Below are 25,209 nucleotides of genomic sequence, written 5' to 3' on the forward strand. Positions count from 1 at the left end.
TTAAGGGGGGTTGGGGGGATCGAGTCCGATCTGAACTGTATTGCCTTTTACTCCCGACTCTCGACTCCCGTACGGGCGGGTTTCCAAACCCGCCCGTACCGACTCCCGAATTACTTATTCAACCATTTTTCCGCCTTCTGATTGTCTACAGGTTGAGAAAATAAATATCCTTGCCCTAAATCGCAGCCAAGCTGTTGTAGTTTTTCTAACTGCAATTGGGTTTCTATGCCTTCTGCTACTGCATCTATGCCCAAACTGCGTGCTAGTGTAACGATTGTCTGGACGATTTCGGTGTGACGACTAGATTCGAGATGGTTGACAAAAGAGCGATCGATTTTCAGCGTATCAATGGGTAGATCGTGCAGGCGACTTAGAGAAGAATAACCCGTACCGAAATCATCGATACACAGTTGAACTCCTAAAGCTTGAAGACGTTCTAGTAACTGTGGGGCTAAGTCTGCTGTTTCTAACAAGCAGCTTTCGGTAATTTCAAGTTTCAAACATTCTCCTGGCAGTTGAGTTGTCTGTAAAATTTGCTCGATTCGTTCGGCTGCATCTGCTTGTTTGAGTTGTTGCACTGACAAATTAACGTTGACTGCAAGGCTATGATATTTAGGAAATCGTTCGCGCCAAGTTTGTAATTGCAGACAGGCTTGCTGCAATACCCACCAACCCAAAGAATCGATCAATCCAGTTTCTTCTGCAACTGGAATGAATTCTGTTGGTGCGATCCAACCTTGCTGGGGATGATACCAGCGGATCAAAGCTTCAAATCCAGTCAGACAGCCGCTAGAAAGTTGAATAATTGGTTGGTAATGTAAAGATAATTCTTGTTGGGCGATCGCCCGTCGTAAATCGCTTTCTAATTGCAAACGGGCGATCGCGCGGGCTTGCATTGCGGGGGCAAAGATTTGATATCGTCCTTTATGTTGCTCTTTAGCATGATACATGGCTGCATCCGCATCTCTGAGAACATCGCTTGCTCGTTCGTAATTCATCGTGCTGAACGTGATGCCAATACTCGCGCTGGTAAAAACTTCATATTCCAGCAGTCGATACGGTTGTTTTAAGCGTGCTTGAATTCTGTCTGCTACCACAGTTGCTTCTTCAAGATCGCGAATGTTTTCTAGTAGAATTACAAATTCATCGCCTCCGAGTCGCGCTACTGTATCTGAGGCACGTAAAGTAAGTTTTAACCTACTAGCAACACTTTTAATTAACTCATCTCCTACCAAATGCCCTAAACTATCATTCACAACTTTAAAACGGTCTAGGTCGATAAACAGTAAAGCATAGAGATAATCTGGATAGCGTTTGTGCATTTCGATCGCTTGTTCTAAACGCTCGATCAACCAAGCACGATTGGGTAAATCGGTGAGGGGATCGTGAAAGGCATCATGCAGTAGTTGTTCTTGAACTTGTACGAGACGATCTTGAGCGATTTGCAGTTCTTTTAATGATTTTTCTAATTGACTAGCTTTTTCTCGTTCTTTCAGTTCCGATCTCTGTAAGTCTTGGTACAGTTGGGCATTTTTTAAGGAAATTGCCGCTTGAGAACAGAGCAATCGCAAAATTTCTAAGCGATCGCTCGTAAATGCACCTGTGGCAAGATTATTTTCTAAATAGAAAATGCCTACGAGTTGATTTTGATTCAAAATAGGGGCGCACAATACTGATTTGGGTTTATGCGATTGAACGTAAGGATCGCGGGCAAAATTGTAACTATCAATAGTGTTTTGTAGCACGACATCAAGTTTATGCTCGGCTACATAGTTAATTAAAGAAATTGGTAGCAGATCGCTTGTCACTGCCATAGGAAATGAGAGCGTTTGCTCAGATGATGCGATAGATATAGCTGCTTCTATAACTAGCTTTTGATCTCGAATCAATAATAAAAAGCCTAACTCCGCGCCTGCATTCTCGATTGCAGTTTGCATTATTTTATGAATTAAGTCCTGAAAAACAATTTCGCCAGAAACGATCTGTGCGGCTTTAATAAATGTATTTAAATCGAGTAAGCGATCGGATGTATGAATATTAATGTTATGGCTTGCAGTGAATTTATGAGACTGATTTGCCAAGGTAAATAATAATCGAGCATATTTGGTATCTAAAGCCTTTACTTTAGCTATTGCACCCCAGACTAGATAACAAGATCTAGCATTTAAAAGATGAATGCGAGCAATCGTGTCTTTACCTAATTCTAAATAGAATTTAGCTGCTAGTTCGTTTGCTAATGCTTCTTCTTGTAAGTATGCATTTTTTTGAGCTAAAGTAATGGCGCGATCGTAGTTATCTATTGCTTGGTTACAATTGCCAAGAACTCGATTTCTCTCAGCTTCAACTAAATAATACTTATGCAAATAATTCATTGGTGCAGAATTTGCCCATTTTTGCATTTGCCTTTGATTCATCTTGACAAGTTTTAAAATACGCTTTTTTTGCCAAATTGAAGTAGAGCTATATGTGGATATTAAAGTTAAAGAATGATAAAAATTAAAAATAGGTAAAGATAGAGAAGCAATAACACCATCTGTATATTTTTTTGCTTGCAATGCATTTTCAGCAGCGCACTCGTATGCCTCGAATAGATAATTGAGTACAAGTTTCTGACAATATAAGTGAAATAAAGCAGTTTTATGATTCACTGCTAATAGTAATGACAGCATCTTTTTTTCGTCGTAGTACTTGCCTCTAAAAAAACACGGATTTTCTGTTGTCTCCAACAAGTTTGCGACAGATTGTCTATAGAGTTGCAATAAATGCGAGGCTGTCTCTTGTTTGAGGCGATCGCTTGCTTGTAAATATGTTTCCATTTCTTGGGCGAGTGCTGTCAATTCCTTGCCGACAAAATAGGAATGATAGCAGTAAATAAACCCGCAATAGGCAGCAAATTCAATGTCGCCAGTATCTAATCCACTTTGATAAGCTTCTATGAGGGATGGTAAGCCTTCTCTAACATGTTCCTTCCAGTGTCGAATAAAATTATTAAACACCATGAAGGTTCTAGCTTTTAATTCCTTTGCCTGAAACTTTTCTAATAGGTCTAAAGCAAGTTTACCAAATTGATAGCCAGCATCAATATTCCCCAATATGCCACATAACATCACACCGTAACTGGCATAACCATAAGCAGACATTGCTGTATTACCATATTTTAGTGATAGATTGACTCCAGCAAATGCTAATAAGGGAGCGAATTGTGGCGCAGCATTGTATGTAGGCGAACCAGCAATTCCCATAATTTTCATAGCTGCTAATGTATGGGGATTGCTCATAGATGGTAGATTAATTAGTGCCTCAATGTGTTTATGACATAAGCTAAATTTGGTGGCGATCGCCGCTAGTAAAATCTTAAATTTACTCGCTCGGTGAGGTAAATTAACTCCTAAAAGCCGCAAGGCGTATATTGCTATGCTGACAGCTGCAAGTGGTTTTCCTTGGGCAACATGAGCGAGAATTTTAATTTCATAGACTTTAACTTTATCTAATAAATTTTTTGCTTGTTGTAGTACGATATCTGTATAATTTTCTGTTGAGGTAAATTTGCCACACAAATATGCTGCTGCCGCTGCTTCTAAAAATAAAGCAAGTGAAAGCTCGTATTGTCGTTGCCAGCTTTTTTCCTCAATAAGTTTGATACCCAAACTTGCATAACTCAATGCTGACTCATAGGCAATGGATTCTTTAGCTTTTTTGGCAGCAGTTAAGTTTAGTGCTGCTAATTCATCTTTTTCAGTTTGGTTCTGTAACAAAGAGATACTAAAATTCAGATGATTGACAATATCAAAAATTTTTTCTTCTTGCTTGTCTGCTAGAGTATTTTGTAGTAGGGTTCGACCAACTATTTGATGTAAAGTTTGTTTTGTACCTTCTGGAATCGACGAGTAGGCGGCTTGTTGAATGCGATCGTGAGCGAATTTATATTTTACTGTTAATATTCGTGTTAGAGAAATACCTAACTCAATTGCCGTGCGATCGTTGCCAATAGGGATAATTAAACTAGCAGCGATCGCTGGTTGTAGAAGTGCCACTATGACTTCAGCAGGTTTTGTCATACAGCCAACTAAAGTAGATAACTCAAACGAACTACCAATACATGCTGCTAGTTTTAAAATTTGTTGTGTATTGTCATCGAGCTTTTGAATTTTCTTAACGAGAAGCTCGGTAAGATTATTATGAGTTGCTTGAGCTAGTTTAATTTCTGTTAAATTCCAGTACCAAATTTGTCTCGCTCGTTCAAATTTTAATAAGTCTTCTGCTTCTAAATAAGCGATAAACTCACTAATAAAAAATGGATTACCGCGAGTTGTCTCTAAAATCAGTTTTGCTAAAGGTTCTGTCACCTCGCGATCGCACTTAAGAGTTTCCAAAAGTAGCTGATTAATCTGAGATATATTAAGAGGTGTTAAAGAGATATAATGAATTGTGACTCCAAATTTGGTTAACTCTTCTAAACTCAAGCTGAGAGGATGAAAAACATTAACTTCATTGTCTCGATATGCCCCAATCAAAAATAAATACTGCTTTCCTTCCGCGACTAAAATCTGAATTAATTGTAGAGTAGCTCTATCTACCCATTGAAGATCGTCTAAAAAAATTATGAGTGGATGTTCTGCCTGGGCAAATACTTGAATCAACTTCTGAAATACTAATTTAAACCGATGCTCTGCTGTTGTTGAATTTAAAGTTGCGATTGCTGAGTGTTGACCTAAAAGCAATGATAAATCGGGAACAACATCGATCAGAACGCCGATATTCTCTCCGCAAGTAGTGAGAATGCAATCTCGCCACTTTGCTAATCGATCTGAGTCTTCTAATAAGAGTTGTCGAACTAATTCTTGCAGTGCTTTAATTAAGCCAAAATAAGGAATATGCCGTTGATATTGTTCGTATTTTCCTTGAACAAAATATCCTTTTTTTTGAGTAACTAATTTAAAAGTTTCCTGTACGAGAGATGATTTGCCAATTCCAGCATATCCACGAACTAAGACTAATTCGGGTTTGAATTGGTAATTGGTAATTGGTATCTCTTGTCCTCCTTGTCTTCTTTGTCCTTCTTCACAGACTCTCCCAAAAGCCGCTAATAGAATCTTAATCTCTCGTTCTCTACCGTAAAGCTTTTGGGGAATTTGTAGTTTGTCGGAAACATCTTCTTTGCCTAATTCAAATTCTGTAATAGTATGATTATTCTCTAATTGCTGCCAACATTTTTTTAAGTCCGCTCTGATTCCCCAGGCACTTTGGTAACGCGCTTCAGCGGTTTTTGCCAATAGTTTTATAATAATTTGTGAAAGAGCTAGAGGGATACTAGGATCGATTTGGTGGGGCGGAATTGGCTGCTTAGCAAGGTGACAATGAATGAGTTCTAAAGGATCGTCAGTATCAAATGGTAGTTGGTGGGTGAGTAATTGATAGAAAGTTGCTCCTAAAGAATAAAAATCTGTTCGATAATCAACATTGCGGTTCATTCTGCCAGTTTGTTCTGGAGATATGTAATTCAGAGTTCCTTCTAAAATACTAGGATGACTAAAATTAGGAGTTTCTTTAGATAAAACAGTAGCAACTCCAAAGTCAGTAATTTTGAGTTGCTTGGTAGCAGAATTAAAAACTATATTAGCCGGACTAATATCTTTATGAATTATATTTGCCGCATGAATTTGGCATAAACTCTCTACTATGAGAATAGCAATTTCAAGAAAATTTTTAAGACCGATCTTTTTAGCTTTACTGAGAATTTCTAAAGACTCACCGCCAAAATCTTCTAAAGTAATTAATACAGTGTTTTGGAAATTTTCTAAACTGTAAGCTTTTACGACTCCAGATAAATTTAAAGAATGGGTAATCTCATATTCTTGCTTGTACCGAATCAGCTCTTCTAAACTAGGTTGCTCTGCTTTTAAAATTTTTAGAATAATTGGTTGACGATCGCGGATTCGCCACGCTCGATAAACTACCGAGCGATCGCTTTCGTAAATTTTATTAATAATCTCATAGCTAGAAATAGCGATCGTACTCACTTTTGGTTAACCAAGTGTATTTTCAATAACATAGAAAAAAATTGCTATGGGCAATTTTTTGAAGTAAGTTCATAATGAACTTCAAACAAGTTTGCACTAATTAACATTTTGTGCATAAGATTTGGTGGCTAGCAATAGTTGACACCAAACCGATTATATTTTGGCGTGCGAAAGCGCTCGGTGTCAGCGATCGCTACAATGTTTTTATTTCATCAGCAAATAGCAAGACGAGGAATAGGCAATGATTCCAGGTGAAACGATCGTCCAGTCAGGGGAAATTGAATTAAATGCAGGTCGTCCCACAACTGTTTTACGAGTAGCAAATACAGGCGATCGCCCGATCCAAGTTGGTTCTCATTATCATTTTTTTGAAGTCAATCCTGCCTTAGAATTCGATCGAGAACGGGCAAAAGGGATGCGCTTAGATATTCCCGCAGGTACGGCTGTCCGGTTTGAACCAGGAGACGAACGGGAAGTTACCATTATCCCCTTAGCTGGAACTAGACATGTCTATGGCTTCAACAGTAGTGTCAATGGAGCGCTAGACGGATAGTTTTCGTGAAATTTGTGAAACCTATATAAAATTTTTCTCGATATTTTCTGTATCTGTATGGTTCAATCTCCTATAGACTCTGACAAGGAATATCTATGAGCTATCGCATGGATCGCCGTGCCTACGCCGAAACCTTCGGTCCCACAACAGGCGATCGCATCCGTCTCGCCGATACAGAATTATTTATCGAAGTCGAACGAGACTTTACCACCTACGGTGATGAAGTCAAGTTTGGTGGTGGTAAAGTCATCCGCGATGGGATGGGACAATCTCCCATTGCTAATGCTGATGGTGCTGTCGATTTAGTCATTACCAACGCTTTAATCCTCGATTGGTGGGGGATTGTCAAAGCCGATATCGGAATTAAAGACGGTAAGATTTACAAAATTGGCAAAGCTGGCAATCCTTACATTCAAGACAACGTAGATATTATCATCGGTCCTGGTACGGAAGTCTTAGCAGGAGAAGGCGCAATCGTCACGGCTGGTGGGATCGACAGTCACATTCACTTTATCTGTCCCCAGCAAATTGAAACGGCGATCGCCTCTGGTGTGACAACTATGATTGGTGGAGGTACGGGACCCACTACAGGTACGAATGCCACAACCTGTACCCCTGGACCTTGGAACATTTACCGGATGTTGCAAGCCGCCGATGCCTTTCCCGTCAATTTAGGTTTTCTCGGTAAGGGTAACAGCAGTCAACCTCAAGGCTTAGTCGAACAGATTGCAGCTGGGGCAATGGGTTTGAAATTGCATGAAGATTGGGGAACGACTCCCGCCGCGATCGATACTTGTTTGGATGTCGCCGACCGACATGATGTCCAAGTCGCGATTCACACCGATACCCTCAACGAAGCTGGGTTTGTTGAAACTACCATCGGTGCTTTTAAAGGACGGGCGATTCATACATACCATACAGAAGGGGCTGGCGGCGGTCACGCCCCAGATATTATTAAAGTTTGCGGTGAAGCCAACGTTTTACCATCTTCTACCAATCCTACGCGCCCTTATACGCTCAATACCCTGGATGAACACTTAGATATGTTGATGGTGTGCCATCACCTCGATCCAAGTATTGCCGAAGATGTCGCCTTTGCCGAGTCGCGCATTCGTCGAGAAACGATCGCCGCAGAAGATATTTTGCACGATTTAGGGGCATTCAGCATGATTTCCTCCGACTCTCAAGCGATGGGAAGAGTAGGGGAAGTGATTATCCGTACTTGGCAGACGGCACATAAAATGAAAGTGCAAAGGGGGCATTTATCTTCTCCCGATGGGGGATCTATAGAAAATGACAATTTCCGCGCTAAAAGGTACGTTGCCAAGTACACGATCAACCCTGCCATTACCCACGGTATTGCTAATTATGTCGGTTCTGTGGAAGTGGGGAAACTTGCCGATTTGTGTCTCTGGCGACCGGCTTTTTTTGGCGTGAAACCGGAAATTGTTCTCAAAGGCGGATTAATTGCTTGGTCGCAAATGGGTGATGCTAACGCTAGTATTCCCACTCCCCAACCAGTTCACATGCGTCCCATGTTTGCTAGTTTTGGCGGTGCGATCGCGGCAACATCCTTGACTTTTGTTTCTCAAATTGCCCTAGAACAAGAAATTCCTTCTCGGTTAGGTTTACAAAAACCTGCTGTTGCTGTCTCACAAACCCGTCAAATCGGTAAGCAGGATTTAAAATTAAACGATGCCCTACCTCGCATCGAAGTCGATCCTGAAACCTACGAAGTTAGGGCAGATGGAGAGCTTCTCACTTGCGAACCAGCTACAATCTTACCAATGGCACAAAGATATTTTTTGTTTTAAATGGTTGTTAGCTGTTGGTTATAGACGCTGGTACTATCGCTGATGCTGACTATTTCAGATTGTTATCTATCTGCCGAAGCGAACTTTTTGCCTCAATTGCTCGCTCGGCAGGTGAATTTGCTACCGCGATCGAACATTGCCAAAAAATGTAACGATCTGTAGTTGGAGAAACATTCTCTCTTGGGTAAGAGGTTAATTTTGGAACGACAAGGAAGAATGATACCAACGAATAGATATTTAGAAAATATTAAAATCTTAATTTATTGAGCAGCGTGCGGATTTCATGACTATCCCATCCTCCAAAGCCGACCGAATTCTCGTGGTTGACGACTCTCCCGATAATGTGTTCCTAATTCAAACGATTTTGGAGGAAGAAGGATACACCATTACTACGGCAGAAGACGGTCCCACTGCAATAGCAGAAGTTGAAAAATCACCGCCTCATCTCGTTCTGCTTGATGTGATGATGCCAGGAATGGATGGGTTTGAGGTGACTCAGCGCCTCCGGCAAAATGCCAAACTACCTTTCATTCCAATTTTACTGATTACTGCTTACGACCAACCTAGTGTGGCTAAAGGTTTGGATACGGGTGCAGACGATTTTATCCGCAAGCCTGTCGAAGTCGAAGAACTTTTGGCAAGAGTGCGATCGCTACTACGGTTGAAGCACAGCGTAGACGAACGGGATGAAATTGCCCGTCAAAGAGAAGATTTTGTCTCTCGTTTAACGCACGACCTTCGGACTCCCCTTGTTGCTGCCGACCGAATGCTCGTACTTCTCGCGCAAGGGGCGTTAGGAGAACTATCGCCACCGATCCATGAAGCGATCGCAACGATGATTCGTAGCAATCAGAATCTGCTGCAAATGGTCAATACGCTGTTGGAAGTCTATCGTTTTGAGGCTGGGCGCAAGACCTTGGCATTCTTTCCAGTAGACTTGCAAAATTTGCTAGAAGATATCGTAAAAGAACTATCTCCTCTGGCACAAGATAAAGGTGTATCGCTCCAGTTACAACAACAGCAGCCAATTCCATCTGTGCAAGTTTCTGGCGATCGCTTGGAATTGCATCGTCTCTTTACTAATCTGGTGGGCAACGCCCTTAAATTTACCGATAAAGGTTCCGTTACCGTTTGCGTGTCTACCAATCCTGACTCTTATTTACAAGTAGACGTGATCGATACGGGTTCCGGTATTTCCTTTGAAGATAGAGAGACTTTGTTTCAACGATTCCGTCAAGGTAGCCATAGGCGTTCCGGTAGCGGCTTAGGACTGTATTTATCACGCCGCATTGTCGAAGCCCATCAAGGTACGCTACAAGTTGATTCCGAACTTGGAAAAGGTAGTACTTTTAGGGTTAGCCTACCTGTGATGAAGTAGATTCGCTTGTTGTTTGTCATTCGTCATTTGCAAGGGCGATCGCTCACATTGAGCTAGACTTTTCTGCAATTGATTTTATGAGAAGCGATCGCTGTTGCGACTTGTTTTAAAAACCTAATTGTAGTAAAGTAGTTTAGTTCAATAATGGAAATATAAACGCAATTTAAAAAAGCAATTATATTCCCATTATGAAGTAAATTATATCAATATTGTATGTGCTATTGCAAGCACTTCACTATCAAAGTGTAGTGAAATAATTAAAAAAGATGAATTACTCCGAGCTGCTACGCCAACAAAGAGAATTTTTTCAAACTGGTAAAACGCGATCGATAGACTTTCGGCTTGCCCAGCTAAAAATCCTCAAACAGGCGATAGTTGAGTACGAAATTGCTATTAACGAGGCATTACAAGCAGATCTCCATAAACCAGTTGTTGAAATATACTTAACAGAAATTACCGTAGTCAAGAAAGAGATCGACTATGCCATTAAACATCTAAAAAGTTGGATAAAACCCCATAAAGCTGCCGTTCCGCTTGAACAACTACCTGGTGCTGGCAAAATCTATCCAGAACCGCGAGGAATTGTTTTAATTATTAGTCCGTGGAATTATCCATTGCAGTTAGCTATTACTCCACTCGTGGGGGCGATCGCAGCGGGCAACTGTACGATTATTAAACCATCAGAAATCGCTACTCACGCTGCTGCGGTCTTAGCTAAAATGTTACAAAAATATTTTGATTCCACATATATTTCAGTGGTGGAAGGCGGAGTCGAAACTAGCCAAAAACTCTTAACAGAAAAATTCGATCTGATCTTTTTTACGGGGAGTACGAATATAGGTAAAATTGTGATGGCAGCGGCAGCCAAGCACTTAACTCCAGTTGTCTTAGAACTAGGTGGTAAAAGTCCTTGTATTGTCGATACTGACATCAATCTTGAGTATGCTGCCAAGCGAATTACTTGGGGAAAATTTATTAATGCTGGACAAAGTTGTATTGCCCCCGACTATCTTTTAGTCCCGGAAGCAATTAAACAACAATTTATCGAGAAAATTCAAAAATGCATCGCTGAATTTTACGGCGCGCAACCCGCGAATAGCCCCGATTATGGCAGAATTATCGATCGCAAACAATTCGATCGCTTAGTTGCCTTGCTAGCGGATGGCAAGATAGTTTTTGGGGGAGAAACAGATGCCGAGTCACGCTATATTGCACCCACTGTCATTGAGTTAGCTTCCCTAGACGTGCCAGCAATGCAGTCAGAAATTTTTGGTCCCATTTTACCAGTCGTGACTTACCAAGATATATCTGAGGCGATCGCGATCGTTAATCAAGGATCGAAACCGTTGGCTTTATACCTCTTTTCTCGTGACAGAAACCTGCAAAAGCGCGTTCTAGCAGAAACTTCCTCTGGTAGCGCCTGCATCAACGACACCGTATTGCAATTTGTCGTTCCCACATTACCCTTTGGTGGAGTGGGTAGTAGTGGCATGGGAAAATATCACGGCAAGGCTAGTTTTGACATATTTTCGCACTACAAGAGCGTACTGTATCGTTCTCTGGCGATCGAGATTAATTTACGCTATCCTCCCTATCGCGGCAAGTTACCCTTACTTAAGCGCATTTTAGGTTAGCTGTGAAACGATCGAACTTTACACAGACTTAATACACCTGTTGCGTTAAGATGGCAAATTTCCTACTAGAATTTTTACAAACCGACTTGTTTGAGATAGGCTAAAATACACACCGTCTATCTAGCTTTTAATCGCTGAGGGGATAGCACCCACATAATAATTGTAAATAGTGGTAAAACGGCGGCGATCGCCGATTGACATAGCTACACTCAAAGCAAACTTACTCAATATCAGCAACTCCAAGGAGGAACTGCCTTTGTCTCGTCGCTACCTATTTTCCTCAGAATCAGTCACTGAAGGTCATCCTGATAAGATCTGCGATCAAATTTCCGACACTATCTTAGATGCACTACTGGCGCAAGACCCCACCAGCCGAGTCGCAGCAGAAGTAGTCGTTAACACTGGATTAGTCTTAATTACTGGTGAAATTACTAGCAAAGCTCAAGTTAATTATGTCAATTTAGCTAGACAAAAAATTGCTGAAATTGGCTACACCGATGCTGTCAATGGCTTTTGTTCCAATAGCTGTTCCGTACTAGTTGCCCTAGACGAACAATCGGCTGATATTGCTCAAGGCGTTGATACAGCGCACGAAACTCGCGAAAAATCTAGTGAAGAAATATTTGATTCTACGGGTGCGGGCGACCAGGGGATCATGTTTGGTTTCGCTTGTAACGAAACCCCCGAATTGATGCCTTTGCCTATCAGCCTTGCCCATCGAATTTCTCGCCGTCTAGCCGCAGTACGGAAAACTGGTCAACTGGCGTACTTGCGTCCTGATGGCAAAACTCAAGTTACAATTGCCTATGAAGACGGACGACCTGTAAGAATTGATACGATTTTAATCTCGACTCAGCACGCACCGACGATTGGCGACATCACCGACGAGAAAGCAGTGCAAGCCAAGATTAGAGAAGACCTCTGGTCAGCGGTTGTAGAGCCAGTCTTTGCCGATATTGAGGTCAAACCAGATGCACAAACTCGCTTTTTAGTCAACCCCACAGGCAAGTTTGTCATTGGCGGTCCCCAAGGTGATTCTGGCTTAACTGGACGTAAAATTATTGTCGATACCTACGGTGGATACTCACGGCATGGTGGCGGTGCTTTTTCTGGTAAAGACCCCACTAAAGTAGACCGCAGTGCGGCTTATGCTTGCCGCTACGTGGCAAAAAATATTGTTGCTGCTGGGTTAGCTGACAAGTGCGAAGTACAACTGAGTTATGCGATCGGTGTAGCGCGACCCGTTAGCATTTTAGTAGAAACATTCGGCACTGGCAAAATTGACGAAGACCGTTTGCTGGAGTTAGTCCAACAGAATTTTGAACTCCGTCCAGCTGGTATTATCCACGCCTTCAACTTGCGTAACCTACCAGCTGAAAGAGGTGGTCGCTTCTATCAAGATGTTGCTGCCTACGGTCATTTGGGACGAAATGACTTAGACTTGCCTTGGGAAAAAACCGACAAAGCAGACATCTTAAAGCAAGCATTAAATCAACCTGTTTCAGCGACAGTTTAACCAAACATAGGTAGTTCTTCAAGTAGAGACATTGATTTAATGTCTCTACTTTTTTTGTACCTACACATATCAGTAGGAGCGCACATCTGTGCGCTCCTACCTGGGGATATTGCATTATTTCCCCCTTTCTAAGGGGGTTAGGGGATCTAATATTGAGGCACAGAAGGATCGACTTCCTGACTCCAGGCAGTAATTCCACCCTTTACATTCGTCCCTTCAATCCCAGCTTGCTTCAAAATACCCAAAGCCTTAGCCGATCGCATTCCTGCTTTACAATGAGCAATTAACCGATGACCGTTGAGTATCTCTTTTACCTTCTCCACACCTTCCCCATTCTCAATATCTGGCAAAGGCACTAATACCGAACCGGGAATTTTCGCAATTTCATACTCGTGCGGGTTACGCACATCTAGCAGCACGAAATCATCAGCACCACTATCGAGTAACTGCTTCAATTCCTGTACCGTCATTTCTTGAATATTCATCTGCTGTTTTGCCTCCTCTGCTTTCGCTTGGGGAATCCCACAGAATTGTTCGTAATCTACTAACTTTTCAATTACCGGACGCACGGGATTGGGACGCAACTTCAACTCGCGGAACTTCATATCGAGGGCATTGTATAACAACAAACGCCCGCTCAAAGTCGTTCCTTTACCCAAAATGATTTTGACAGTTTCTGTTGCTTGAATTGTGCCAATGATGCCACACAGCACTCCCAGTACCCCACCTTCAGCGCAGGAAGGAACCATCCCAGGTGGTGGGGGTTCGGGATATAAATCGCGGTAGTTAGGACCACCCTGATAGTTAAATACAGTCGCTTGTCCTTCAAATCGGAAAATAGAACCGTAAACATTCGGTTTATCTAACAACACGCAAGCATCGTTTACCAAATACCGCGTAGGGAAATTGTCAGTTCCATCAGCGACGATATCGTATGGTTTGAGGATTTCCAGCGCATTTTCCGAACTCAAGCGCGTTTCATAAAGGTCAACCTGGCAATGAGGATTAATCTCTAGAATTCGCTCTTTAGCAGATTCAATCTTCGGTTTCCCAACCCAAGATGTGCCGTGAATCACCTGACGTTGTAAATTGGAGCGATCGACGATATCAAAATCGACAATCCCGATGCGTCCGATCCCAGCTGCCGCTAAGTATAACAACAGGGGCGCACCTAAACCTCCCGTACCGATACACAGTACGCTGGCGGCTTTCAAACGCTTTTGTCCTTCCAGTCCGACTTCTGGCAAAATCAGGTGACGGGAAAAACGTTCGTATTCTTCTTGTGAGAGTTGGATTTCATCCAAATTGGGATTGAGCATAACAGTTTGATGGAAAGGAGCGGATTAACATCGTCTCCGGTTGATTACCATCATGAGGGGGTGATGGGGAGATGGAATCTATCTTGAATACAGACAGACCCTACATCGTATCTTAAATGGAAAAACACTAGATACGATCGCGATACAATTCTTAAATTTTGGTGCTTAAATTTGCGATCGCTAAATTAATCTTTCTACGACAATCTCTTCTGGTTGGAACTGATGGTTATCGTCAAGGCTCCAACTCAATACGTCTCTAGCCTTGCCTTGGAGAACTGAAACAATGATATACGAATAGGCTTGCCACCCACAGAGGCGATCGAATTCTGATGGAATTGCGGGATGGTCGGGGTGGGAATGATAAATCCCAATAATATCAAGTTGGCGATCGCGTGCCTCTTTTTGCACATTCAACATCACTTCTGGGGCGATCGTGTAGTAAGTATTCTTCTGCGTGCCTAAATTCAGATTTGGATCGATCGCTTGAAAATCTGCGGCAGCTGTTGGATTCCAATCATTTTCAGTTGCGATCGCCTCTACTAAAATTTTGTCATCCTGACTCAACTTACCCAGCAATAAGCCACAGCACTCATGTGGATAAGTACTTTCTGCGTGGCTGCAAATCAGCCGCAAATGTTCGACTGTTAACCTAATACTCACAAGCTTTAAATTGACTTAAACTTTCTCTTGCAGTGCATCCAACACGGCATCATATATATCGCTACTACTAGCAATAATGCCCCGATTATTGAGCATCTTAGCATTAGCAGCAAACTCCAAAGGCTTACCGTACATATCTGAAACACGACCGCCAGCCTCTTCTAAAACGATTGCTCCTGCGGCATGATCCCAAATATTTTCGCGGTAATCGGGATATTCTGCCCAAGGCAGTCGTAAATAAAGAGCAGCTTCACCCCTAGCAACTACGGCATATTTCGCCATGCTATCGATCGAGAGTGGCTCGGGAGTCATGCCAACTGCTTGCGCGATCGCTCGTTGTAAAGGCAAATTACCATGTCTTGACTCTACACTCTCCGTCGAACGGAAATTGTGTTTGTTCGCAGTTCTCGCCCCTAAAATTGGCTGAGAAACCCCACTTTTTAAAGCGATTTGAGTTGTTCCCTGTCCCCTCACAGCTACAAATAAAACTCCTCGTTCGCCTTGTGGCTGATTCAAGTCTAGTGGTAATGCTGGACAACCCATCACCCCTAGCTTGACTTCTCCATCCTCAATCAAAGCGAGAGCGATCGCATATTGATCGCCGCGTAAAAATCCTTTTGTCCCGTCAATCGGATCTAGAGTCCAAAAGCGACCGCCTACTTGACCGTTACCGCGATCGATCCACTCCAAGACAGTCTCAGCAGATGTTTCTGGAATATGTACCCGCACGTAAGATGCGATTTGTTCCAGTTGCTCAGACATATGCGGTTGGCGCAGCAACTTTGCATCTTCTTCCCCTACAACTGTATCTTGAGGAAAATCTGCCGCGATCGCTTGACAGATAATTGCCTGAGCGCCTAAATCTGCAATTGTGACTGGACTAAAATCTGGTTTTTCTATTGCAGCAACCAGGCAATCGTTTTGAATTTGCGTGCAGAGTTTGATTGCTCCGATTACAGATGCGATCGCCACCTGTTTTTCTAATTCGTATGCCATCAGCTACTTCCTCAGACATAGCATCCAGGCTGGATTATGACACATAGCTAGAAAGAGTGGTAGAGGCGCACGGCTGTGAACCCTTACGACAAACTCGTTAACTTAACTCTTTACAATCGGTTGCGAGTCTATATGAAATTTGACAATCTTCCACTGACAAAAGAGATGTGCGACGATCGAATCCACTGCCAACAAATTCTCAAAAGGACGGATTACTGGTGAAGGGTAAGCGTCAAGCTTGGTTTATGACTTTATTCAGTCTATGTATGGCGATCGTCTTGCTACTACACCTACCGCTACAAGTAGCATCTCAGCCTCACCCTGTAGAAACTGAAGTGCGGGGAGTGTGGTTGACCAATGTTGACAGCGATGTTTTGTTTTCCCGCGCTCGCTTGAGCAAAGCTTTACAACGATTGGCAAAATTAAACTTCAACACGGTTTATCCTACCGTTTGGAATCGCGGCTATACTCTCTATCCCAGCTCTGTAGCAGAACGTACAATTGGGAGGTCGCTCGATCCCAATCCGAAGTTGAAAGGAAGAGATGTTTTAGCCGAAATTGTCCAACAGAGTCACCAGCAAGGACTGAGCGTTATTCCCTGGTTTGAATTTGGGTTAAAAGCACCCGCCAATTCCGACCTCATCCGCCGTCATCCAGACTGGATTACCTATCGCCGCAACTCCCGCCGAATTTCTAAAGGAAATAAATATAACCAAGTTTGGCTTAATCCCTTTCATCCAATGGTGCAACGATTTATCGTCAACTTAGTTGCCGAGATTGTCTTGAAGTACGACATAGACGGTATCCAAATCGACGATCACTTCAGTTTGCCTATTGACTTAGGCTATGACACGTTTACTACCCGACTCTACCAGCGGGAAAATGGCGGTAAGAAGCCGCCTGCCAATCCTCGTCATCCGCAGTGGATGCGCTGGCGTGCTAACAAAATTACGCAGTTAATGACCCAAATTTATCAAGCGGTCAAAACTCGCAGACCTGACTGTCTCGTGACTCTAGCGCCAAATGCTCACGAATACGCTTATAACACGTCTCTACAAGATTGGCGTACTTGGGAAAAAAAGGGTTTGGTAGAGGAAGTCGTCTTACAAGTCTATCGAGATGATTTGAAAACTTTCGTTAAAGAAATAGAGCATCCAGAAATCAAAGCAGTCCGTAGCCGTATTCCTGTCAGTATAGGTATATTGGCAGGTTTGAAAAAGCGTCCTACTCCTATGAAGCGGATTGAACAGCAGGTTCAAGCAGTCCGTAATCGAGGATTTGCAGGAGTATCTTTCTTCTTCTACGAAAGTTTGGGCGATCGCGATTCTGCTTTCCGGTCCATGTTTCCTAACACTGTAGCGCGACCGCAAATCTCCCACGGTTGGGCAGGGACTACTCAGGGAGTCAAGCAGTAATGTTTAAGAATTCTTCAAACCGGTGTGGGAAGGGAATTGGGGGGAAAGTCAAAATTTTTTTTTCACCAAAAGGGTTGACACATTTGGTGGAGATTAGATAGATTAATAAAGCGCCGGATGAAAGAGGGACGCGAAGCGACCTCCCAAAGGGCGACCGAACCTAGAAAAGAGTATAGTTTGAAAGCGCCAACAAGCACAAGAGGTTGGTGTCGAATTAAAAGAAGATAATTGAGTTTAAGGAAAAAAACGGAGAGTTTGATCCTGGCTCAGGATGAACGCTGGCGGTATGCTTAACACATGCAAGTCGAACGGAGCTTTTCGGAGCTTAGTGGCGGACGGGTGAGTAACGCGTGAGAATCTGCCTTTTGGACCGGGACAACTGCTGGAAACGGCAGCTAAGACCGGATGTGCCCTTGGGTGAAATATTCATAGCCAAAAGAGGAGCTCGCGACCGATTAGCTAGTTGGTGGGGTAAGAGCCTACCAAGGCTGCGATCGGTAGCCGGTTTGAGAGGACGACCGGCCACACTGGGACTGAGACACGGCCCAGACTCCTACGGGAGGCAGCAGTGGGGAATTTTCCGCAATGGGCGAAAGCCTGACGGAGCAATACCGCGTGAGGGAGGAAGGCTCTTGGGTCGTAAACCTCTTTTCTCAGGGAAGAAGCAATGACGGTACCTGAGGAATCAGCATCGGCTAACTCCGTGCCAGCAGCCGCGGTAATACGGAGGATGCAAGCGTTATCCGGAATGATTGGGCGTAAAGCGTCCGCAGGTGGCACATCAAGTCTGCTGTCAAAGCCCCCAGCTTAACTGGGAAGAGGCGGTGGAAACTGGTGAGCTAGAGAGCAATAGGGGTAGAGGGAATTCCCGGTGTAGCGGTGAAATGCGTAGAGATCGGGAAGAACACCAGTGGCGAAAGCGCTCTACTAGGTTGCAACTGACACTGAGGGACGAAAGCTAGGGGAGCGAATGGGATTAGATACCCCAGTAGTCCTAGCCGTAAACGATGGATACTAGGCGTTTCTCGTATCGACCCGAGGAGTGCCGGAGCCAACGCGTTAAGTATCCCGCCTGGGGAGTACGCACGCAAGTGTGAAACTCAAAGGAATTGACGGGGGCCCGCACAAGCGGTGGAGTATGTGGTTTAATTCGATGCAACGCGAAGAACCTTACCAGGGCTTGACATGTCTGGAACCCGTGGGAAACTATGGGGTGCCGAAAGGAGCCAGAACACAGGTGGTGCATGGCTGTCGTCAGCTCGTGTCGTGAGATGTTGGGTTAAGTCCCGCAACGAGCGCAACCCTCGTGTTTAGTTGCCATCATTCAGTTGGGCACTCTAGACAGACTGCCGGTGACAAACCGGAGGAAGGTGGGGATGACGTCAAGTCAGCATGCCCCTTACGTCCTGGGCGACACACGTACTACAATGCTACGGACAACGGGAAGCCAACCAGCGATGGGGAGCAAAGCCCAGCAAACCGTAGCTCAGTTCAGATCGCAGGCTGCAACTCGCCTGCGTGAAGGCGGAATCGCTAGTAATCGCCGGTCAGCCATACGGCGGTGAATACGTTCCCGGGCCTTGTACACACCGCCCGTCACACCATGGAAGTTGGCCACGCCCGAAGTCATTACTCTAACCATTCGTGGAGGAGGATGCCGAAGGCAGGGCTGATGACTGGGGTGAAGTCGTAACAAGGTAGCCGTACCGGAAGGTGTGGCTGGATCACCTCCTTTACAGGGAGACCAACTTCAGTAACCAGTAGAGAGTGACCGGTGCCGATTGTATCGGCAAAGGCACTAACACCAAGCTGGAAACTGAGGACATCCCGAGGTCGGACGACACTGACAAAACAGCTCGAGTGCAGCAACGCTTTCAAACTAGAACTGGTTCGGTAGGAGCGGTACCACCAGTAGGGGCTATTAGCTCAGGTGGTTAGAGCGCACCCCTGATAAGGGTGAGGTCCCTGGTTCGAGTCCAGGATGGCCCACCTCAAAGAATTGAGAATTTCCAGTTCGAGATTCAAAAAAATTGAAACAAGCAATTGGTCAAGTCAAATCCAGTGGGATGTGATAGGCTAGTCAAGTTGAGTAAAATTCAGCACTGTCTGCGAGTGGAGACAACTGCTGGAAATTCTCCAGCGAGCACCTTGAAAACTGCATAGAGAAAAGAGAAATAGTCAGGTAGAAAACCAAGTATTTGCGAAATAACTGGTCAAGCGAAATACAGCTGACGGTGGATACCTAGACACGCAGAGGCGAAGAAGGACGTGGCGACCGACGAAAAGCTTCGGGGAGCTGGCAGCAAGCACTGAGCCGAAGATATCCGAATGGGGCAACCCCCTTGTACAGCCTGTTGAATCCATAGACAGGTATGAGCCAACCCAGCCAACTGAAACATCTTAGTAGCTGGAGGAAAAGAAATCAAACGAGATTCTCCCAGTAGTGGTGAGCGAAAGGAGAACAGCCTAAACCAGAGTACAAGTATTCTGGGGTAGTGGGACAGCGAGATGGAAGCACTAGACTAGACGAAACGATTGACAAATCGTACCAAAGAGGGTGATAGTCCCGTAGTCGAAAGTTGAAGTGCTACTAGCTGAATCCCGAGTAGCTAGGGACACGGGAAATCCCTAGTGAATCAGCCGAGACCACTCGGTAAGGCTAAATACTACTGCGTGAGCGATAGAGCAACAGTACCGCGAGGGAAAGGTGAAAAGAACCCCGATAAGGGGAGTGAAATAGAACATGAAACCGTCAGTTGACAAGCAGTGGAAGGATGATTCAACGTCCGACCGCGTGCCTGTTGAAGAATGAGCCGGCGAGTTATAGTCACTGGTATGGCGAATAGCCACAGCGAAAGCGAGTCTGAAGTGGGCGAATTATCAGTGTATATAGACCCGAACCTGGGTGATCTAACCATGGCCAGGATGAAGCTTGGGTAACACCAAGTGGAGGTCCGCACCGACCGATGTTGAAAAATCGGCGGATGAGCTGTGGTTAGGGGTGAAATGCCAATCGAACCCAGAGCTAGCTGGTTCTCCCCGAAATGTGTTGAGGCGCAGCGGTAAGTGATAATTGCTGGGGGTAAAGCACTGTTTCGGTGCGGGCGGCCTCAAGCTGTACCAAATCGAGACAAACTCAGAATACCAGCAACAATCTTACTAGTGAGACGGTGGGGGATAAGCTTCATCGTCAAGAGGGAAACAGCCCAGACCGCCAGCTAAGGTCCCCAAATCAAAGTTAAGTGGCAAAGGAGGTGGGAGTGCACAGACAACCAGGAGGTTTGCCTAGAAGCAGCCATCCTTGAAAGAGTGCGTAATAGCTCACTGGTCAAGCGCTCCTGCGCCGAAAATGAACGGGACTAAACTTTGTACCGAAGCTGCGGACTTGTAGCGATACAAGTGGTAGGGGAGCGTTCTGCGATAGGGTGAAGCACTAGCGGCAAGCAGGTGTGGACGAAGCAGAAGTGAGAATGTCGGCTTGAGTAGCGCAAATATTGGTGAGAATCCAATACCCCGAAACCCTAAGGGTTCCTCCACAAGGCTCGTCCGTGGAGGGTTAGTCAGGACCTAAGGCGAGGCCGAACGGCGTAGTCGATGGACAACGGGCGAACAATCCCGTACTGAAGATTAGTTGTGCAGAGGGACGGAGAAGGCACGCACCAGCCAGATGTTGGTTACTGGCGCAATTAACCGAGGCATCGAGAAGCGGCGAAAACGCTTCGAGCTGGGGTTAAGAGACCGAGGGTCTACGGACCCGAAGTGGTAGCGGTCAAGCTTCCAAGAAAAGCTCTAAACACGTTAACTAATCGTCACCTGTACCCAAAACCGACACAGGTAGGGAGGTAGAGAATACTAAGGGGCGCGAGATAACTCTCTCTAAGGAACTCGGCAACATGGCCCCGTAACTTCGGAAGAAGGGGTGCCTACGCAAGTAGGTCGCAGTGAAGAGATCCAGGCGACTGTTTACCAAAAACACAGGTCTCCGCAAAGTCAATAGACGAGGTATGGGGGCTGACGCCTGCCCAGTGCCGGAAGGTTAAGGAAGTCGGTCAGGGCCTTGAGCCTAAAGCTGGCGACCGAAGCCCCGGTGAACGGCGGCCGTAACTATAACGGTCCTAAGGTAGCGAAATTCCTTGTCGGGTAAGTTCCGACCCGCACGAAAGGCGTAACGATCTGGATGGTGTCTCAGAGAGAGACTCGGCGAAATAGGAATGTCTGTGAAGATACGGACTACCTGCACCTGGACAGAAAGACCCTATGAAGCTTTACTGTAGCCTGGAATGGTGTTCGGGCTTTGCTTGCGCAGAATAGGTGGGAGGCAATGATTCACTCCTTGTGGGGAGTGAGGAGCCGCAATGTGAGATACCACTCTGGCGAGGCTAGAATTCTAACCCGCGACCGTTATCCGGTCGGGGAACAGTTTCAGGTGGGCAGTTTGACTGGGGCGGTCGCCTCCTAAAGTGTAACGGAGGCGCGCAAAGGTTCCCTCAGGCTGGTTGGAAATCAGCCGCAGAGTGTAAAGGCAAAAGGGAGCTTGACTGCAAGAGTGACAACTCGCGCAGGGTGGAAACACGGCCTTAGTGATCCGACGGTAGTGAGTGGAAGCGCCGTCGCTCAACGGATAAAAGTTACTCTAGGGATAACAGGCTGATCTCCCCCAAGAGTCCACATCGACGGGGAGGTTTGGCACCTCGATGTCGGCTCATCGCAACCTGGGGCGGAAGTACGTCCCAAGGGTTGGGCTGTTCGCCCATTAAAGCGGTACGTGAGCTGGGTTCAGAACGTCGTGAGACAGTTCGGTCCATATCCGGTGCAGGCGTTAGAGTATTGCGAGGAGCCTTCCTTAGTACGAGAGGACCGGGAAGGACGAACCGCTGGTGTACCAGTTATCGTGCCAACGGTAAACGCTGGGTAGCCAAGTTCGGAGCGGATAACCGCTGAAAGCATCTAAGTGGGAAGCCCACCTCCAGATGAGTACTCTCATGAATTAAATTCAGTAAGGTCACCCACAGAACATGGGTTGATAGGTCAGTGGTGGAAGCGTGGTAACACGTGCAGCCGACTGATACTAACAGACCGAGGGCTTGACCACAACCAAATCATTGGCGGACTTGACAATTTTCTCTTTCTATGCAGTCTTCAGGGTGACCTCCACCCGACAGCTTTCCTGGTGCGCATGGCGTTGTGGACCCACTCTGATTCCATCCCGAACTCAGGTGTGAAACGCGACTGCGGCGACGATACTCTGGGGGTCGCCCCACGGGACAATAGCTCCGCGCCAGGTCGATTTTTCAATCGAAGCCTCTCTAGGAATAGAGGGGCTTTTGCTATTTATCTATAGATATTTTTTATAACTACTTATATTTTAGAGAGCGCATCAAAATTATACCAATAATCAATCCAATCCCATGCATCCAATAGCTAAGATTAGAAGGATTTATACTGCTATGAATGCTTAAATTACCAAAACCATAAAATAGCTGTTGAATAAACCACCAATACAAATAAAAGGATGCTGGTATTTTCAGGGGAATAAATATAATTAGTAAGGGTAATATAGTATCAATTTTAGTTTTAGGAAACTTGTAGAGATAAGCTCCTAAAACTCCCACAGTCGCACCATTCGAGCCAATTAAAGGTAAGTTGAGTGTAGGCTCAACTAAAATCTGCAATCCAAAGGTTAAAACGCCACACAGTAAATAAAAATATAAAAACTTGAGATGTCCTAATAAGTTCTCTAAAGTTTTGCCAAATACTAATAAAAATAGTGAATTACCGATTAAATGGCTGAAACTACTATGCAAGAATAGTCCTTGAACTAGGGACAACTGAAGTAAAAGCCAAGCTATCCAAGCAGCAGGATTCAAGGTAGTAAAAGCTGCTGTCGTGACATAAAATATTTTTGTTGGAGTCACTCCCCAACTATTAATGATATGGCTTAGTTCTCCTTTAACATCGAGTTTCCATTCCCAGATAAATAAAACAATATTTATACCTATTATTAAATAGACAACAACTGGTTGCCTACCGCTAGGAATGCGATTGCTAATTGGAATCATAGTAGTTGGGGTAAAAACTCATTCTTTTGTCAGACATCGATTGGGCAGACAGAGGGCAGAATAGACGTAAATACTAGAATAGGAAAAAGGTATCGTCAGCATACATTGCCGAAGTAGAGAAACACGCACTGCGCTCACAGTGACATGGAGAAATGACAGAAAAGTTAGGTAAATTTGTTCGATTTGAAGAGAATGAGAGCGATCGCGCAGGTCGATCGAAGAATATGATTTAATAGAATTTTTTTCTTTCTCATTTTTAACTTATAATCCCATCACCGCACGATAGCGAACCTCAATATCTGTCACAGTTTTAGATTGGCGCTGGCTACTCCATTGGCTGCGATGAAATAGTTTTTGTCGTAGTTCGTCAATATCAATAGTTGTTAACTTCCCACCACTCACAATTTGTTTGCCATTTACCCAGACACTATCAACAACCTGAGTTGGACGACCTAATATTAGTAAACCAATTGGATCGGTACGAGGTAGGAGCGATAAATTAGTCAAATTATAAACTACTAGATCGGCTTTTTTTCCTACTGTTAAGGTTCCTATTGTATCTGAAACATTTAGTCCTTTTGCCCCGCCGCAAGATGCCATTTCTACTGCTTGACGGGGTGTAATCCAGTGACGATAATCTGGATCGGTAACAGTGTGTAGAATTGAACCAATTTTGATTGCTTCTAGCAAATCTTGCGAATCGTTACTCGCAGAACCATCGCAACCAAAACTCACGTTTATTCCTGCTTGACGGTATTTTAAAATAGGGGCGATGCCGCTACCTAAACGTAGGTTACTTAAGGGATTGTGAACTACAGTTGATTTCGTTTTGGCAAGGATAGCAATGTCGTCGTCATCCAACCATACACAATGGGCTAAAGAAGTGCGATCGTTCAAATAGCCAATTTGTTTTAAGTGTTCTACAGCACTGCAATCGTACTTTTCTCGTGCTAATTTTTGCTGGGCTTTGGTTTCGAGTAAGTGAGAATGACGACAGAGATTGTAGCGATCGCTCAATTCAATACACCCTGTAAATAAAGCATCAGAACATAGTTGAATTCCTGTAGGGGCGACGAGTAGATTAATTCCTTCCTCTGGGCGGTGGAATTGAGTCACAACGTCCTTCATCATTGCCAATATCTCATTTGTAGAACGAAAGAAAGCTTCTTTTTCTACTTCCTTCCCTCCAGTTGGTATTCCCGCAGTCAAAGCTTCATCTTGAATTAGGGGCGCAACGAAAGCCCGAATGCCAATTTCACGATAAGCCCTCACTGCCGCTGCTACAGTTTCAATTTCCTTTCCTGGGATCAAAACTAAGTGATCGACAACGCTAGTCCCTCCTGAAAGTAGGGTTTCCACTGCCGTACCCAAAGCACTGAGATAGACTTGTTCGGGATCGAGGGGGGCAAAATCGTACAGTTCGGCAAGCCACAACTCTAAAGGTACGGGAGGAATCATCCCCCGTTGCCACATTTCAGAAGAATGCGTGTGAGCGTTAAAAAAACCAGGTAGGAGTAACTTATTTTTACCATCGATCGCCGTGCCGTTTATAGGTAATTGGGGAGCAATAGCAGCAATGCGATCGTTTTCTATCTGCACGTCTACTGTTGTGTAACCGTCTTCAACCGGAATTAAGGCTTGTTGAATCGTATAACTCACAAACTTATCCTTAAATATCAACAAATATAAAATCTTGTTATTTAGTGTGACACCAATTCTGTAAAAAAGATTTCTACTCAGAGTACAAAGTCACTGAATAATAATCTTGCATATAGAGGCGTGCGATGCATCGATCGAACCGCATCTGGACAAACATTTATGCACGCCGACTCCCGACTCCCAACT

General features: G+C 44.5%; 12 protein-coding genes, 1 tRNA gene and 3 rRNA genes. 10 read left to right on the plus strand and 6 right to left on the minus strand.

Going from position 1 to position 25,209, the window contains the following annotated elements; all coding sequences use genetic code 11:
• Positions 1-110: 110 nt before the first annotated feature.
• Positions 111-6,020, minus strand: a complete 5,910-nt coding sequence (locus tag M5J74_RS26340; RefSeq protein ID WP_250014166.1) for an EAL domain-containing protein — start codon at positions 6,018-6,020, stop codon at positions 111-113.
• A gap of 241 nt (positions 6,021-6,261) precedes the next feature.
• Between M5J74_RS26340 and M5J74_RS26345 the strand changes: the two genes are divergently transcribed.
• The 5 genes from M5J74_RS26345 (at position 6,262) to metK (ending at position 12,915) form a co-directional block, all read left to right on the plus strand.
• Positions 6,262-6,573 (plus strand): urease subunit beta, encoded by a 312-nt coding sequence (locus tag M5J74_RS26345; RefSeq protein ID WP_015157399.1) that lies wholly within the window; start codon positions 6,262-6,264, stop codon positions 6,571-6,573.
• A gap of 95 nt (positions 6,574-6,668) precedes the next feature.
• A complete protein-coding gene (gene ureC, locus M5J74_RS26350) occupies positions 6,669-8,387 on the plus strand; it encodes an urease subunit alpha (RefSeq protein WP_015157398.1) in 1,719 nt (572 codons plus the stop codon).
• Positions 8,388-8,670: 283 nt separating this feature from the next.
• Positions 8,671-9,765 carry a hybrid sensor histidine kinase/response regulator gene (locus tag M5J74_RS26355; protein ID WP_015157397.1) on the plus strand — a complete coding sequence of 365 codons (1,095 nt, stop codon included), beginning with the start codon at positions 8,671-8,673 and terminating at the stop codon, positions 9,763-9,765.
• Positions 9,766-10,031: 266 nt separating this feature from the next.
• Entirely contained in the window at positions 10,032-11,399 is a 1,368-nt protein-coding gene (locus tag M5J74_RS26360) for an aldehyde dehydrogenase family protein (RefSeq protein WP_250014167.1), read from the plus strand.
• A 256-nt stretch (positions 11,400-11,655) separates the two neighbouring features.
• Positions 11,656-12,915 carry a methionine adenosyltransferase gene (gene metK, locus M5J74_RS26365; protein ID WP_250017175.1) on the plus strand — a complete coding sequence of 420 codons (1,260 nt, stop codon included), beginning with the start codon at positions 11,656-11,658 and terminating at the stop codon, positions 12,913-12,915.
• A 146-nt stretch (positions 12,916-13,061) separates the two neighbouring features.
• Here metK and moeB read toward each other — a convergent pair whose 3' ends face one another.
• The 3 genes from moeB to M5J74_RS26380 form a co-directional block, all read right to left on the minus strand.
• The gene (gene moeB / locus M5J74_RS26370) at positions 13,062-14,234 is read right to left on the minus strand and encodes a molybdopterin-synthase adenylyltransferase MoeB (protein ID WP_015157394.1); all 1,173 of its coding nucleotides are present in this window, start codon (positions 14,232-14,234) and stop codon (positions 13,062-13,064) included.
• A 180-nt stretch (positions 14,235-14,414) separates the two neighbouring features.
• Complete coding sequence (locus M5J74_RS26375) at positions 14,415-14,894, minus strand: Mov34/MPN/PAD-1 family protein (protein ID WP_106170816.1); 480 nt, start codon at positions 14,892-14,894, stop codon at positions 14,415-14,417.
• Positions 14,895-14,909: 15 nt separating this feature from the next.
• On the minus strand, positions 14,910-15,890 hold the full coding sequence (locus tag M5J74_RS26380) for a 3'(2'),5'-bisphosphate nucleotidase (RefSeq protein ID WP_250014175.1): 981 nt from the start codon (positions 15,888-15,890) through the stop codon (positions 14,910-14,912).
• Between the two features lie 167 nt (positions 15,891-16,057).
• On the opposite strand from M5J74_RS26380, the gene M5J74_RS26385 reads away from it, so the two are divergent.
• From M5J74_RS26385 to rrf, 5 genes are all read left to right on the plus strand, one after another.
• Entirely contained in the window at positions 16,058-17,305 is a 1,248-nt protein-coding gene (locus M5J74_RS26385) for a glycoside hydrolase family 10 protein (RefSeq protein ID WP_250014177.1), read from the plus strand.
• A gap of 243 nt (positions 17,306-17,548) precedes the next feature.
• Positions 17,549-19,040 (plus strand): 16S ribosomal RNA (locus M5J74_RS26390).
• Between the two features lie 180 nt (positions 19,041-19,220).
• A tRNA-Ile gene (locus M5J74_RS26395) sits at positions 19,221-19,294 on the plus strand.
• Positions 19,295-19,516: 222 nt separating this feature from the next.
• Positions 19,517-22,397 (plus strand): 23S ribosomal RNA (locus tag M5J74_RS26400).
• Between the two features lie 74 nt (positions 22,398-22,471).
• Positions 22,472-22,589, plus strand: a 5S ribosomal RNA gene (gene rrf, locus M5J74_RS26405).
• The 16S, 23S and 5S rRNA genes sit together here with 1 tRNA gene alongside, the layout of an rRNA operon.
• Positions 22,590-22,659: 70 nt before the next feature.
• Here the strand turns inward: rrf and M5J74_RS26410 are convergent.
• Positions 22,660-23,364 (minus strand): rhomboid family intramembrane serine protease, encoded by a 705-nt coding sequence (locus M5J74_RS26410; protein ID WP_015156861.1) that lies wholly within the window; start codon positions 23,362-23,364, stop codon positions 22,660-22,662.
• 261 nt (positions 23,365-23,625) lie between these two features.
• The gene (locus M5J74_RS26415; protein ID WP_015156862.1) at positions 23,626-25,023 is read right to left on the minus strand and encodes an amidohydrolase; all 1,398 of its coding nucleotides are present in this window, start codon (positions 25,021-25,023) and stop codon (positions 23,626-23,628) included.
• Positions 25,024-25,209: the final 186 nt, after the last annotated feature.

The organism is Chroococcidiopsis sp. CCNUC1 (assembly GCF_023546805.1).
Lineage (GTDB): Bacteria > Cyanobacteriota > Cyanobacteriia > Cyanobacteriales > Chroococcidiopsidaceae > Chroococcidiopsis > Chroococcidiopsis thermalis.